At 70.4% G+C, this 14,032-nt stretch carries 12 protein-coding genes; 7 read left to right on the forward strand and 5 right to left on the reverse strand.

The genetic code is table 11. The annotated features are described in order from the left end of the window. Positions 1 to 2 precede the first annotated feature (2 nt). Positions 3 to 1,265 (forward strand): histidine--tRNA ligase, encoded by a 1,263-nt coding sequence (gene hisS / locus ACIQI8_RS40090; RefSeq protein WP_402362415.1) that lies wholly within the window; start codon positions 3 to 5, stop codon positions 1,263 to 1,265. 236 nt (positions 1,266 to 1,501) lie between these two features. Here the strand turns inward: hisS and ACIQI8_RS40095 are convergent, their stop codons facing one another. Genes ACIQI8_RS40095 through ACIQI8_RS40110 form a run of 4 tightly spaced genes read right to left on the reverse strand, consistent with a single transcriptional unit; the run spans position 1,502 to position 5,029 of the window. Then, entirely contained in the window at positions 1,502 to 2,128 is a 627-nt protein-coding gene (locus ACIQI8_RS40095; protein ID WP_402362418.1) for a response regulator, read from the reverse strand. Then, positions 2,125 to 3,324 (reverse strand): sensor histidine kinase, encoded by a 1,200-nt coding sequence (locus ACIQI8_RS40100; RefSeq protein WP_402362800.1) that lies wholly within the window; start codon positions 3,322 to 3,324, stop codon positions 2,125 to 2,127. Before ACIQI8_RS40100 ends, ACIQI8_RS40095 begins: the two co-directional genes overlap by 4 nt. Further along, on the reverse strand, positions 3,321 to 4,166 hold the full coding sequence (locus tag ACIQI8_RS40105) for an ABC transporter permease (RefSeq protein WP_402362420.1): 846 nt from the start codon (positions 4,164 to 4,166) through the stop codon (positions 3,321 to 3,323). The genes ACIQI8_RS40100 and ACIQI8_RS40105 overlap by 4 nt, the downstream gene beginning before the upstream one ends. Beyond that, positions 4,163 to 5,029, reverse strand: a complete 867-nt coding sequence (locus tag ACIQI8_RS40110; protein WP_402362423.1) for an ABC transporter ATP-binding protein — start codon at positions 5,027 to 5,029, stop codon at positions 4,163 to 4,165. The genes ACIQI8_RS40105 and ACIQI8_RS40110 overlap by 4 nt, the downstream gene beginning before the upstream one ends. A 146-nt stretch (positions 5,030 to 5,175) precedes the next feature. Between ACIQI8_RS40110 and ACIQI8_RS40115 the strand changes: the two genes are divergently transcribed. The 3 genes from ACIQI8_RS40115 to rpsD all read left to right on the forward strand — a co-directional run bounded on the left by ACIQI8_RS40115 (position 5,176) and on the right by rpsD (position 8,177). Then, complete coding sequence (locus ACIQI8_RS40115) at positions 5,176 to 5,838, forward strand: vitamin K epoxide reductase family protein (RefSeq protein WP_402362426.1); 663 nt, start codon at positions 5,176 to 5,178, stop codon at positions 5,836 to 5,838. A 67-nt stretch (positions 5,839 to 5,905) separates the two neighbouring features. Then, a complete protein-coding gene (locus ACIQI8_RS40120; RefSeq protein ID WP_402362429.1) occupies positions 5,906 to 7,261 on the forward strand; it encodes a replication-associated recombination protein A in 1,356 nt (451 codons plus the stop codon). Between the two features lie 301 nt (positions 7,262 to 7,562). Continuing rightward, the gene (gene rpsD / locus ACIQI8_RS40125) at positions 7,563 to 8,177 is read left to right on the forward strand and encodes a 30S ribosomal protein S4 (RefSeq protein ID WP_124002842.1); all 615 of its coding nucleotides are present in this window, start codon (positions 7,563 to 7,565) and stop codon (positions 8,175 to 8,177) included. A gap of 24 nt (positions 8,178 to 8,201) precedes the next feature. On the opposite strand, the gene ACIQI8_RS40130 is transcribed toward rpsD, so the two are convergent. Beyond that, positions 8,202 to 10,355 carry an ATP-binding protein gene (locus tag ACIQI8_RS40130; protein ID WP_402362432.1) on the reverse strand — a complete coding sequence of 718 codons (2,154 nt, stop codon included), beginning with the start codon at positions 10,353 to 10,355 and terminating at the stop codon, positions 8,202 to 8,204. 152 nt (positions 10,356 to 10,507) lie between these two features. Between ACIQI8_RS40130 and ACIQI8_RS40135 the strand changes: the two genes are divergently transcribed. The 3 genes from ACIQI8_RS40135 to alaS are packed head-to-tail and all read left to right on the forward strand — an operon-like array spanning position 10,508 to position 14,024. Then, positions 10,508 to 10,969, forward strand: a complete 462-nt coding sequence (locus ACIQI8_RS40135; RefSeq protein WP_402362435.1) for a DUF948 domain-containing protein — start codon at positions 10,508 to 10,510, stop codon at positions 10,967 to 10,969. A gap of 8 nt (positions 10,970 to 10,977) precedes the next feature. Beyond that, positions 10,978 to 11,352 (forward strand): hypothetical protein, encoded by a 375-nt coding sequence (locus ACIQI8_RS40140; RefSeq protein WP_402362437.1) that lies wholly within the window; start codon positions 10,978 to 10,980, stop codon positions 11,350 to 11,352. Further along, positions 11,352 to 14,024: an alanine--tRNA ligase gene (gene alaS, locus ACIQI8_RS40145; RefSeq protein ID WP_402362440.1), complete on the forward strand. Its 2,673-nt coding sequence runs from the start codon at positions 11,352 to 11,354 to the stop codon at positions 14,022 to 14,024. Before ACIQI8_RS40140 ends, alaS begins: the two co-directional genes overlap by 1 nt. Positions 14,025 to 14,032: the final 8 nt, after the last annotated feature.

A 14,032-nucleotide genomic window follows, 5' to 3' on the forward strand; every position in this document is an offset into this window, starting at 1 on the left:
CCGTGAGCACCTTTCAGGCCCCCAAGGGCACGTACGACCTGATCCCGCCGGACAGCGCCAAGTACCTGGCCGTCCGTGAGGCGATCGCCGCGCCCCTGCGCAACTCCGGCTACGGCTACATCGAGACCCCCGGCTTCGAGAAGGTCGAACTCTTCGCGCGCGGTGTCGGCGAGTCCACCGACATCGTGACCAAGGAGATGTACGCCTTCGAGACCAAGGGCGGCGACAAGCTCGCCCTGCGCCCCGAAGGCACCGCCTCCGTACTGCGCGCCGCACTTGAGGCCAACCTGCACAAGCTGGGCAACCTCCCCGTCAAGCTCTGGTACTCGGGCTCGTACTACCGCTACGAGCGTCCCCAGAAGGGCCGTTACCGCCACTTCTCGCAGGTCGGTGCGGAGGCGATCGGTGCGGAGGACCCGGCGCTGGACGCCGAGTTGATCATCCTGGCCGACCAGGCGTACCGCTCGCTGGGGCTGCGTGAGTTCCGCATCCTCCTCAACAGCCTGGGCGACAAGGAGTGCCGTCCGGTGTACCGGGAGGCGCTGCAGACCTTCCTCCGGGGCCTCGACCTCGACGAGGAGACCCTCCGCCGCGCGGACATCAACCCCCTGCGCGTCCTGGACGACAAACGGCCCGACGTCCAGAAGCAGTTGACGGACGCGCCGCTGCTGCGCGACTACCTGTGCGACGCCTGCAAGGCGTACCACGAGGAGGTCCGCGAGCTGATCACGGCGGCGGGCGTGAGCTTCGAGGACGACCCCCGGCTGGTGCGTGGCCTCGACTACTACACGCGTACGACCTTCGAGTTCGTCCACGACGGGCTGGGCTCGCAGTCGGCGGTGGGCGGTGGTGGCCGCTACGACGGACTGTCGGAGATGATCGGTGGCCCGGCGTTGCCGTCCGTGGGCTGGGCGTTGGGCGTCGACCGCACGGTCCTGGCCCTGGAGGCGGAGGGCGTGGAGCTCGAACTCCCTTCCACGACCAGTGTGTTCGCGGTGCCGCTGGGCGACGAGGCTCGTCGGCTGCTGTTCGCCAAGGTCACGGAGTTGCGGAAGGTCGGGATCGCGGCGGACTTCTCCTACGGGCACAAGGGCCTCAAGGGCGCGATGAAGAACGCGAATCGCAGTGGCGCGCGCTTCACTGTTGTCGCCGGCGAACGCGACCTCGCCGAGGGCGTGGTGCAGCTGAAGGACATGGAGTCCGGGGAGCAGACGGCGATCGGAGTGAACGAGATCGTGGCCGAACTGGAGTCGAGGCTGGGCTAGGACCTGCCTCTTTCGCCCCCGCCGCCCCTACCCGTCCCATCCTTCTGGGGGCTGCCGCCCCCAGACCCCCGCTTCGGCCTGAACGGCCTCGTCCTCAAACGCCGGACGGGCTGAGTGGTGCGGACCGTGGCCTTCAAGCGCCGGTCCGCTCAATCCAGCCCCTCCGGCGTTTGAGGAGCGGGGTCTGGGGCGGAGCCCCAGGATGGGACGGGTAGGGGCGGCGGGGGCGAAGGAACTCAGTCCAGCAAGCCGTACCGCATCGCACACGTAACCGCCGCCGTCCGGTCATCGACCCCCAGTTTCCCGAAGGCCCGCAGCAGATGGGTCTTCACCGTCGACTCCCCGATGAACAACCGCCGCCCGATCTCCGCGTTGGTACACCCCTCCGCCACCAACCGCAGCACCGCAACCTCCCGCTCGGACAACCGTGGCCGCTCCGGCCGCACCCGCAACCGGTCCACCAACCGCGCGGCCACGGACGGCGCCAACACCGTCTCCCCGCGCGCCGCAGCGCGAACCGCCTCCGCCAACTGAGCCCGCGGCATGTCCTTGAGCAGATAACCCGCCGCCCCGGCCTCCACCGCCCGCAGAATGTCGCGGTCCGTCTCGTACGTCGTCAGCACGATCACCCGGCACGACAACCCCGTCTCACTCATCCGCACGATCGAGTCCACGCCCCCACCACCGGGCATCCGCAGATCCATCAGCACGATGTCGGGCCGCAGTTCGGCCGCCAACGCCTCCGCCTGCGGACCGCTCGCCGCGTCGGCGACGACTTCGAGGTCCGGCTCGGCGCTGAGCATCGCGCGCAGACCCTCCCGTACCACGGGATGGTCGTCGGCCAGGATGATCCGGATCGTCATGGAGTGCTCCTCGGAAGAGCAACCGGCAGGACCACCGTCACCGTCGTGCCGTCACCAGGCGAACTGCGGATCCGGGCCCTCCCGCCCACCTCCGTCGCCCTCGCCCGCAACCCGGCCAGGCCGTAGCCCCCGCACGGCACGCCCGCGTCGAAACCGCAGCCGTCGTCCCGGACGGACACCGTCACCGTGTCCTCCGCGTAGGTCAGTGCTACACCCACTTCCGCCGAACTCCCCGCGTGCTTGCGGGCGTTCGCCAGTGCCTCCTGGCAGGAACGCAGGGCCACCACCTCGGGGGCGGCGGGCAACGCGCGGACCGGACCGGTCACTTCGAGCGTCGCCTCGTGGCGGGCCGCGAGGCGGCGCAGTGCGTCGGGGAGGGACGCGCCGGCGAGGTCGGCCGGTGCGCCGCCGGCCACCAGGGCGCGGGCTTCGGCGAGGTTCTGGCGGGCCGTCTCGTCCATCAGGGCGAGATGGCGGCGGGCCTGCGGGGCGTCGTGGTCCAGTTCCGCCTCCACGGCCTGGATCAGCATCAGCAGGCTGGTGAAGCCCTGCGCGAGCGTGTCGTGGATCTCGCGGGCCATGCGTTCGCGCTCCGCCAACGCGCCGTGCGCCGCCGAGAGTCGGGAGACCTCGTGGCGGCTCGCGTCCAGCTCGGCTATCAACTCGGCCCGCTCCCAGCTCTGTTCGATGATCCGGACGATCCAGCTGCCGACCACCACCGAGAAGACGAAGGTGACCACGGCGAACAGGGAGTTGGCGAACAGGTCCTCGATGCCGGGGTGCCACAGCAGTGCCCAACCCGCCACCGGCGCCAGGTTGATGAGCGTCACGGCCACCAGCGTCCAGCGCATCCGCAACGTCATGAAGCACTGCGGGACGAGCGCGAACGCCATCAGGCGCGTCTCCCCGACCAGGACCGCCGACGGCAGGAACAGCGCGATCGCCCCGGCGAGATAGCGCAGCGCCTGCCGCTGGTCGGGCGGATCCTCCTGGAGCAACCGGCGCCCCACCAGGGCGTACCAGGGCACCAGCGGCACGAGCAGCGCCGCCGCGACCGCGCGGACGGGCAGGGCCGGATGCGCCGCGGCGAGCACGAAGGCGAGGGTGGCCGCCCAGGCGACCGCGAAGTACGCGTCCCAGAGCCGGATCGTCCGGTCCCAGGCGTGCTCGTCGCGGGCCACGCCCGGGCCGGTCATCCGTCGCGCCGGGTCTTCCAGCGGAAGGTCAGCAGACACAGCACCAATCCTCCGACGCACCAGGCCGCGAGCACCAGCGCGATCCGCCCGAACTCCCAGCTCCCGGCCTGCTCCAGGACCTGTGCCGAGTCGGGCAGGAAGACGCCCCGCAGCCCCTGGCACAGCCACTTCAGCGGGAACAGGGCGCCGACGTTCAGCATCCAGTCCGGGATGGTGTCGATGGAGATGTACACCCCGGAGATGAACTGCAGGACCAGGAAGGGGAGTACGACCACGGAGCTGGCGCTCTTGGCCGACTTCGGCACCGAGCTGATCGCGATGCCCAGCAGCGCGCACCCCGTCAGACCGAGCACGAAGATCCAGCCGAAGTCGAGCCACCTGGTCGCGTCCGACGGCAGGTCGACGTCGTACAGGGTGGTGCCGACCAGAAGCAGGACGGCCGTCTCCAGGATCCCGGTGAACAGAACCAGCCAGATCTTGCCCAGGAAGTACGAGGCCGGTGGCATCGGCGTCCCGCGCAGCCGACGCAGCACCTTCTCGTCCCGTTCGACGGCGATCGAGATGCCCAGCGACTGGAAACTCGTGGACATGATCCCGGAGGCCATCATCGCGGGGACGTACAACTGCGAGGCGGTGACGCCCGATCCGCGCACGTCGTCGTGGAAGATCGACGCGAACAGGAACAGGAACACCACCGGGAACGCGAACGTGAACACCACTTGGTCGCGCTGCCGGAAGAACTGTCTGATCTCCAGCCCGCCTCGCCTGATCCCCAGTCCCCACGTTCCGGGCAGGCGTCCGGCGGGCGCGTCGGTCCGGGTCCGTACGGCTGTCGTGGTCATCGTCCGTCCTCCTGTCCGGTCAGCCGGAGGTAGACGTCCTCCAGCGTGGGGCGGGCCACCGTGAGGCCCGGGATCTCGCCGTCGAAGCGGTGCGTGAGCGCGGCGACCGTCCTGGTGGGGGTGTCCGTGTGCTCGCTGCGCGCGGTGCCGTCGGGCTCGATCCAGCCGACGGTCGCGCCGGTGCCGTAGTGCTCCCGCAGGGTGGCCGGCTCGCCCTCGGCGACGACCCGGCCCTCGGCGATCACCGCGAGCCGGTCGGCGAGGGCCTCCGCCTCCTCCAGGTAGTGCGTCGTGAGAAGGATGGTGGTGCCCTCGCCGGACAGCTTGCGGATCAGGTCCCAGAACTGCCGCCGGGCCGCCGGGTCGAATCCGGTGGTCGGCTCGTCCAGGAGCAGCAGCTCGGGGTCGCCGATCACCCCCAGAGCCACGTCGAGGCGGCGGCGCTGTCCGCCGGAGAGGGCCTTGATCCGGGCGCCCGCCTTGGCCTCCAGGCCGACCAGTCCGATGACCTCCTCCGGGTCGCGCGGCCTCGGGTAGTAGTGGGCGAAGTGCCGCACGGTCTCGCGGACCGTCAACTCGGCGGGCGCGGATTCGTCCTGCCAGACGATTCCGACACGCGATCGCCACGCGCGCGTGCCGCTCGCCGGGTCCGCGCCCAGCACGGACACCTCGCCCGCGTCCCGCGCGCGGTTGCCCTGGAGGATCTCCACGGTGGTGCTCTTGCCGGCGCCGTTGGGTCCCAGCAGGCCGAACACCTCGCCGCGCCGGATGCCGAGATCGATGCCGTCGACCGCGATCACGTCCCCGTACCGCTTGCGCAGGCCTCGAACGTCCACGGCGAGTTCGTCCGCGTGTGCTGTCATGCCGTACAGCGTCGTCCGGAATCGAACGCTCAGGGACGACCGTGCGTACCTCCTTATGTCCACCGAACGGTGGACAGAGGCCTCCGTGCGGCACAATGGCACCTGCCTGAAGAAGGTCCAACTCTCAAGCAGATGGAATCGGCGTGATGAGCAAGACGACAGTCAAAGACGTCTCCACCGAGCCCGAGCCTTCCGAGGAAAGCGCCTCGGCGGGACCGCGCACGGAGGGCGGCAGCCGTGCCCTCGCCCTGCTGCTGATCATCACCGGCGCGGCCGGTCTGCTCGCCGCGTGGGTCATCACGGTCGACAAGTTCAAGCTGCTGGAAGCCAAGGTGGCGGGCACGTCCTTCACCCCCGGCTGCAGCCTGAACCCGGTCGTCTCCTGCGGCAGCGTCATGGAGAGCAAGCAGGCGGAGGCCTTCGGCTTCCCGAACCCGATGCTCGGCCTGGTCTGCTACGGCATCGTCATCTGCGTCGGCATGAGCCTGCTCGCCCGGGCCCGCTACCCGCGCTGGTACTGGCTGACCTTCAACTTCGGCACGCTCTTCGGTGTGGGCTTCTGCACCTGGCTGCAGTTCCAGTCCCTGTACCGGATCAACGCGCTGTGCCTGTGGTGCTCGCTGGCCTGGGTCGCCACGATCATCATGTTCTGGTACGTGACCTCGTTCAACGTCCGCAAGGGCTTCCTGCCGAGCCCGGGCTGGCTGAAGTCGTTCTTCGGCGAGTTCACCTGGGTCCTGCCCGTCCTGCACATCGGCATCATCGGCATGCTGATCCTGACCCGCTGGTGGGACTTCTGGACCAGCTGACGGGGACGGGTACGGACCGTCCGACGGCCCGGACCCGACTGTCAGTGCGGTGAACTAGGGTTTCAGCGTGGAGCCCGACCTGTTCACCGCAGCAGCAGAAGAACGCCAGGAGAAGGACCCGACCGGCAGCCCCCTGGCCGTTCGGATGCGCCCGCGCACCCTCGACGAGGTGGTGGGCCAGCAGCACCTGCTGAAGCCGGGCTCGCCCCTGCGCCGACTGGTCGGCGAGGGCGCCGGCGGCCCGGCCGGGGCGTCGTCCGTGATCCTGTGGGGACCGCCGGGCACGGGCAAGACGACTCTGGCGTACGTCGTCTCGAAGGCCACCAACAAACGCTTCGTCGAGCTGTCGGCGATCACCGCGGGCGTCAAGGAGGTCCGCGCGGTCATCGAGGGCGCCCGCCGCGCCACCGGCGGCTACGGCAAGGAGACCGTCCTCTTCCTGGACGAGATCCACCGTTTCAGCAAGGCCCAGCAGGACTCCCTGCTCCCCGCCGTCGAGAACCGCTGGGTGACCCTGATCGCGGCGACCACGGAGAACCCGTACTTCTCGATCATCTCCCCCCTGCTCTCCCGCTCCCTGCTGCTGACCCTCGAACCCCTCACGGACGACGACCTGCGCGCCCTGCTCCGCCGCGCGCTGACCGACGAGCGCGGCCTCAAGGGCGCCGTCACCCTCCCCGAGGACACCGAGGAGCACCTCCTGCGCATCGCGGGCGGCGACGCCCGCCGCGCCCTGACCGCGTTGGAGGCAGCCGCCGGGGCCGCCCTCGACAAGGGCGAGGCGGAGGTCGCCCTGCAGACGCTGGAGGAGGTCGTCGACCGGGCCGCGGTGAAGTACGACCGCGACGGCGACCAGCACTACGACGTCGCCAGCGCCCTGATCAAGTCCATCCGCGGCTCGGACGTCGACGCGGCCCTGCACTACCTGGCCCGCATGATCGAGGCCGGCGAGGACCCCCGCTTCATCGCCCGCCGCCTGATGATCTCGGCGAGCGAGGACATCGGCCTGGCCGACGCCAACGCCCTGCCGACAGCGGTGGCCGCCGCCCAGGCCGTCGCGATGATCGGCTTCCCGGAGGCCGCGCTGACCCTCAGCCACGCCACCATCGCGCTGGCTCTGGCCCCCAAGTCCAACGCGGCGACGACAGCGATCGGCGCCGCCCTGGACGACGTACGCAAGGGGCACGCGGGACCGGTGCCGATGCATCTGCGGGACGGGCACTACAAGGGCGCGGCCAAGCTCGGGCACGCGCAGGGGTACGTCTACCCGCACGACCTGCCGGAGGGCATCGCCGAGCAGCAGTACGCACCGGAGGAGCTCAAGGACCGCGAGTACTACACCCCGACCCGGCACGGCGCGGAGGCGCGGTACGCGGACGCGGTGGAGTGGACCCGCAAGCACCTGGGTCGAAAGCGGTCCTGAGCACCCTGTAGAATCCCTCGAAGTGCCGAGTTCCGCGCAGTCAGAGCGGGACAACCGGCCGGAGACCCGGTCCCTCGTGGACCGGCTCCAGGAGCGTCGCGCACCGTTGAACGGTGTCGCGGGCAGCCCACCACCACTCGTCGCAGGATGGGACCGGTCGGTGGGCCACTCGCGTGCTGCACAGAGTGCCCAGATCAGGGGAGCGGCTGCCCACTCCGTCCGTCAGGACGAGGCGGGTTTCCCCGGCTGCGGATGCGACCTCCCACGACTCTGACAAGCCGAACACAAGAAATGAGAGACAGTGGCGAATCAGTCCCGCCCCAAGGTCAAGAAGTCGCGTGCCCTCGGCATCGCGCTGACCCCGAAGGCCGTCAAGTACTTCGAGGCCCGCCCCTACCCGCCGGGTGAGCACGGCCGTGGCCGCAAGCAGAACTCGGACTACAAGGTCCGTCTGCTGGAGAAGCAGCGTCTGCGCGCGCAGTACGACCTCTCCGAGCGTCAGCTGGTCCGTGCCTACGAGCGTGCCTCCAAGGTGCAGGGCAAGACCGGTGAGGCCCTGATCGTCGAGCTCGAGCGCCGTCTCGACGCCCTGGTCCTGCGTTCGGGCATCGCCCGCACCATCTACCAGGCCCGTCAGATGGTCGTGCACGGCCACATCGAGGTCAACGGTGGCAAGGTCGACAAGCCGTCGTTCCGTGTCCGTCCCGACGACGTCGTGATGGTCCGCGAGCGCAGCCGCGAGAAGACCCTGTTCCAGGTCGCGCGTGAGGGTGGCTTCGCCCCCGACGGCGAGACCCCCCGCTACCTCCAGGTGAACCTCCGCGCCCTGGCCTTCCGCCTGGACCGCGAGCCGAACCGCAAGGAAGTTCCGGTCATCTGCGACGAGCAGCTCGTCGTCGAGTACTACGCCCGCTGATCACCGGCAGGCGGTAGCACCACCTCAGCCCGCCGTCTCCCCGCCCTTGTGGGCGCGGGAGGCGGCGGGTTCGTGCGTCTGCACCCCCGCCGGGGCCCGCAGCACCGGCCCCCGGGGCGCGGGCAGCCCGTCCAGCGGCCGCTCCAGCGCCCGGGACACCGCCGCCTCCCGCACCAGCCGAGCCCCTTCCCGTACGCACTCCTCGTACCGTGCGTCGCCCAGGCCCTCGCGGGCCTTCGCCTCGCACAGTTCGTGCGGGGCGTTGTAGTACGCCGAGCCGAACAGCGGCAGGCCCACCGAGCGCCACATCCGGCCGGCCGCCCCTTGCAGCACCGCGGCCTCGGCCGCGTCGCCCTGCACCGCCGTGACCAGGGCGAGCAGTTCGACCGCGAGCACCGAGCCGAGCAGGTCGTGGAAGGCGTGCGCGCTGCCGAGGCAGTCGGTGAGCAGGGCGCGGGCGCGGATCAGGTCGCCGTCGGCCCAGGCCGCGTACGCCAGGACGTACAGCGCGTAGGCGCGGGTCCAGCGCTCGCCGTGGTCCTCGCAGACCCGGCGCACGTCCTCGCACAGGCCCACCGCGCCGGCCAGATCGCCCTGGAACGCCAGCGACATGGCCAGCTCGACCTGGCCCATCAGGACACTGCTGTTCAGCTCGCCGATCTCCTGGTAGCGGTCGAGCGCCGAGCGCAGCAGCTTCTCCGCGCGGGGCATGTCGTCGGTCACCAGGGCCAGACAGCCCGTGCGGTGTTCCGCGTACGCCACCGCCGTAGGACTGGCGGAGAGTTCCGCCTCCTCGCGGCACTCCTGGAGGGCTGCCAGAGCGGGCACCCGGTCGCCCTGGAGGATCGCCACGTAGCCGAGCACCCACAGGGCCTTGAGGCGGGAGTCCTCGTGGCCGGAGTCCAGCCGTACGACCTGCTCCAGCCAGTGCCGGCCCTCCGAGAGACGGCCGCAGCCGGCCCAGTAGAACCAGAGCGAGGCCGCGAGGTACTGGCCCAGGTGCGCCTCCTCCGGCTCGGTGAGGCAGTGTTCGAGGGCGCTGCGCAGATTCGGCAGCTCCGCCTCCACGCGCACGGCGACCTCCGCCTGGCGCGGTGAGAACCAGTCCAGTTCGCACCAGGTGGCCAGGCCCAGATACCAGTCGCGGTGCCGGCGCCGCAGCCGGGCCGCGTCCCCGGTCGCCTCCAGCCAGTCGGCGCCGTAGGCCCGGACGGTGTCGAGCATGCGGTAGCGCAGACCCGAGGGCGTGTCCTCGCGCACGATGACCGACTGCGCGAGCAGTTCTGAGAGCACGTCGAGGACGCCGTCGGCGACCAGGCCGTGTCCGCCGCACACGTACTCGACGGCCTCCAGGTCGAACTGCCCGGCGAAGACCGCGAGCCGTGCCCACAGCAACCGCTGTTCGGGCGTGCACAGTTCATGGCTCCAGCCGATCGCCGTCCGCAGCGTCTGATGGCGCGGCAGCGCGTCGCGGCCACCGCCGGTCAGCAGGCGGAACCGGTCGTCGAGCCGGGCCAGCAGCTCCTCGGGAGGCAGTGCCCGCAGCCGTCCCGCGGCCAGCTCGATCGCCAGCGGGATGCCGTCCAGGCGCCGGCACAGCTCCCGTACCTCCGGCCCGTCCGCCGTCTCCAGCCCCTGCTGCGCGGCCCGGCGCAGGAACAGCTCCACCGCCTCGCGCTCGTCCAGCGGCGCCAGCGGGAAGACCCGCTCGCCCGCCACGGCCAGCGGCCTGCGGCCCGCCGCGAGCACCCGGAGCCCGGGCACCTCGCGCAGCAGCTCGCCCACCAGGCCGGCACAGACGTCCACCAGATGCTCGAACCCGTCCAGGACCAGCAGGAGTTGACGCTCGGCGAGATGCGCGAGCAGCGTCTCGCGCGGGGGCCTGGTCGTGTGGTCGGTGAGGCCGAGGGCGTCCACGACGGCGTAGTCGACGAAGTCCGGATCGCTCACCTGCGCCAGCTCGACGCGCCACACCCCGTCCCGTGGCGCGCGCCGAGAGGCCGCCCGCACCGCGAGCCGCGACTTGCCGACCCCGCCGGCCCCGGTCACGGTGACCAGCCGCGCGCCGTCCAGAGACCGCGCCAGTGCGGTGAGTTCGGCCGTGCGGCCGACGAAGGCGTCGAGCTCCAGGGGGAGATTGCCGGTCACAGGGGTACCGCCTGGCTGAGAACCTCGCATGGGACACGGAGCGTACTGAACCGTAATCACTCCGTACAATCGCTTCCCGCAACTCTTGCCCTCGCGGCCCGGAATCCGGTACAGAGCGGCATCCCCGGCGCGATAGGCTCGGTCACGACTTTCTCGATGTTCAGGCACGTTTCAGGGAGCGGGTGCACGCGGTGTCCGGTGGAGAGGTGGCCGGGATCCTGGTGGCCGTCTTCTGGGCGATCCTGGTCTCCTTCCTCGCCGTAGCGCTGGTGAGGTTGGCCCAGACGCTCAGGGCGACGACCAAGCTGGTGGCGGACGTGACCGATCAGGCGGTCCCGCTGCTGGCCGACGCCTCCGCGGCGGTGCGCTCCGCGCAGACGCAGATCGACCGGGTCGACGCGATCGCCACCGACGTCCAGGAGGTCACGTCGAACGCGTCGGCGCTGTCCACCACCGTCGCCTCCACCTTCGGCGGCCCCCTGGTCAAGGTCGCGGCCTTCGGCTACGGCGTCCGCCGCGCCCTCGGCGCCCGCCGGGACGACGTGCCCGCGCCCGCCAAGGCGTCCAGGCGTACCGTGATCGTGGGCCGCACGGTCCCGGGCACGCGGCGGGGCAAGCGAGACCTCCGCGGAAAGAGGGACTGAGACCAGCGATGTTCCGTCGTACCTTCTGGTTCTCGACCGGCGTCGCCGCCGGTGTCTGGGCCACCACCAAGGTCAACCGCAAGCTGAAGCAGCTGACCCCCGAGAACCTGGCCGCCGCCGCGGCCAACAAGGCGCTCGACGCGGGTCACCGGCTCAAGGACCGGGCGGTCGGCTTCGCGCTCGACGTCCGCGACAACATGGCCCGGCGGGAGGAAGAGCTGGGCGAGGCGCTGGGCATCAACGCGTCCCCCGAACTCCCCGCGCCCCGGCGCTACGCGGCGATCGAGAACCGCAGCGCCACCAAGTACATCGAAGCCCCGACGTCCTCGCCGACGAACACCTCGTCGACGAAGAACCCGTACAACCGGAATGAGGACCACTGATGGAGTCGGCAGAGATCCGCCGCCGCTGGCTGAGCTTCTACGAGGAGCGCGGCCACACCGTCGTCCCTTCGGCGTCGCTCATCGCGGACGACCCGACTCTGCTCCTGGTCCCCGCCGGCATGGTCCCCTTCAAGCCGTATTTCCTCGGTGAGGTCAAGCCGCCGTGGGCGCGTGCGACCAGCGTGCAGAAGTGCGTGCGCACGCCCGACATCGAAGAGGTCGGCAAGACCACCCGCCACGGCACCTTCTTCCAGATGTGCGGCAACTTCTCCTTCGGCGACTACTTCAAGGAAGGCGCCATCAAGTACGCCTGGGAGCTGCTCACCAGCCCTCAGGACAAGGGTGGTTACGGCCTGGAGCCGGAGAAGCTCTGGATCACCGTCTACAAGGACGACGACGAGGCCGAGCGCATCTGGCACGACGTCATCGGTGTGCCCAAGGAGCGCATCCAGCGCCTGGGCATGAAGGACAACTACTGGTCCATGGGCGTCCCCGGACCCTGCGGCCCGTGCTCCGAGATCAACTACGACCGCGGCCCCGAGTTCGGCGCCGAGGGCGGTCCCGCCGTCAACGACGAGCGGTACGTGGAGATCTGGAACCTCGTCTTCATGCAGTACGAGCGCGGCGAGGGCATCGGCAAGGACAACTTCGAGATCCTCGGGGAACTCCCCAGCAAGAACATCGACACGGGCCTCGGCCTGGAGCGTCTCGCGATGATTCTGCAGGGCGTGCAGAACATGTACGAGATCGACACCTCCATGGCGGTCATCAAGAAGGCCACCGAGCTGACCGGCGTCGAGTACGGCGCCGCGCACGACTCCGACGTCTCCCTGCGCGTGGTCACCGACCACATGCGGACGTCCGTGATGCTCATCGGCGACGGCGTGAGCCCCGGCAACGAGGGTCGCGGCTATGTGCTGCGCCGCATCATGCGCCGCGCCATCCGCAACATGCGCCTGCTGGGCGCCACCGGCCCGGTCGTCCTCGACCTGATCGACACCGTCATCGGGATGATGGGCCAGCAGTACCCGGAGCTGGTCACCGACCGCGAGCGCATCGAGAAGGTCGCCGTCGCCGAGGAGAACGCCTTCCTCAAGACGCTGAAGGCCGGCACCAACATCCTCGACACCGCCGTCAGCGAGACCAAGTCCGGCGGCGGCACCGTCCTCGCCGGCGACAAGGCGTTTCTGCTCCACGACACCTGGGGCTTCCCGATCGACCTCACCCTCGAAATGGCCGCCGAACAGGGCCTCTCGGTGGACGAGGACGGCTTCCGCCGTCTGATGAAGGAGCAGCGGGAGCGCGCCAAGGCCGACTCCCAGGCCAAGAAGACCGGCCACGCCGGCACTGGCGCGTACCGGGCGATCGCCGACGCCTCGGGGGCCACCGACTTCATCGGTTACACCGAGACCGAGAGCGAGACCACGGTCGTCGGCATCCTGGTCGACGGCGTCTCCTCGCCGGCCGCCACCGAGGGCGACGAGGTCGAGATCGTCCTCGACCGCACCCCCTTCTACGCCGAGGGCGGCGGCCAGATCGGCGACACCGGCCGCATCAAGGTCGACACCGGTGCCGTCATCGAGATCCGCGACACCCAGAAGCCGGTCCCGGGCGTCTACGTCCACAAGGGCGTCGTCCAGGTCGGCGAGGTCACCGTCGGCGCCAAGGCGCTCGCCTCGATCGACGGCCGCCGGCGCACGGCCATCGCCCGCGCCCACTCGGCCACCCACCTCACCCACCAGGCGCTGCGCGACGCGCTGGGCCCGACGGCCGCGCAGGCCGGTTCCGAGAACCAGCCCGGCCGCTTCCGCTTCGACTTCGGTTCGCCCTCCGCCGTTCCGACGGCCGTGATGACCGACGTCGAGCAGAAGATCAACGAGGTGCTCGCCCGCGATCTCGACGTGCGCGCCGAGGTCATGGGCATCGACCAGGCCAAGAAGGAAGGCGCCATCGCCGAGTTCGGCGAGAAGTACGGCGAGCGCGTCCGCGTCGTGACCATCGGCGACTTCTCCAAGGAGCTGTGCGGCGGCACGCACGTGCACAACACCGCCCAGCTCGGCCTGGTGAAGCTGCTCGGCGAGTCGTCGATCGGCTCTGGTGTCCGCCGTATCGAAGCCCTCGTCGGTGTCGACGCCTACAACTTCCTCGCGCGCGAGCACACGGTCGTCGCGCAGCTCCAGGAGCTGATCAAGGGTCGTCCGGAGGAGCTGCCGGAGAAGGTCTCCGCGATGCTCGGCAAGCTGAAGGACGCCGAGAAGGAGATCGAGAAGTTCCGCGCCGAGAAGGTGCTGCAGGCCGCCGCCGGCCTCGTCGAGTCGGCCAAGGACGTGCAGGGTGTCGCGGTCGTGACCGGGCAGGTCCCGGACGGCACGACCCCGGACGACCTGCGCCGGCTGGTCCTCGACGTGCGCGGTCGCATCCAGGGCGGCCGGGCCGCCGTGGTCGCGCTCTTCACGGTCAACAACGGCAAGCCGCTCACGGTCATCGCGACCAACGACGGCGCCCGTGACCGCGGTCTCAAGGCCGGCGAACTGGTCCGCGCGGCCGCCAAGACCCTCGGTGGCGGTGGCGGCGGCAAGCCGGACGTCGCCCAGGGCGGCGGCCAGAACCCGGCCGCGGTCGGCGAGGCGATCGACGCCGTCGAACGACTCGTCGCCGAGACGGCCAAGTAGAAGCGGTC

This window comes from Streptomyces sp. NPDC092369, from assembly GCF_044755245.1.
Taxonomy (GTDB): Bacteria; Actinomycetota; Actinomycetes; order Streptomycetales; family Streptomycetaceae; genus Streptomyces.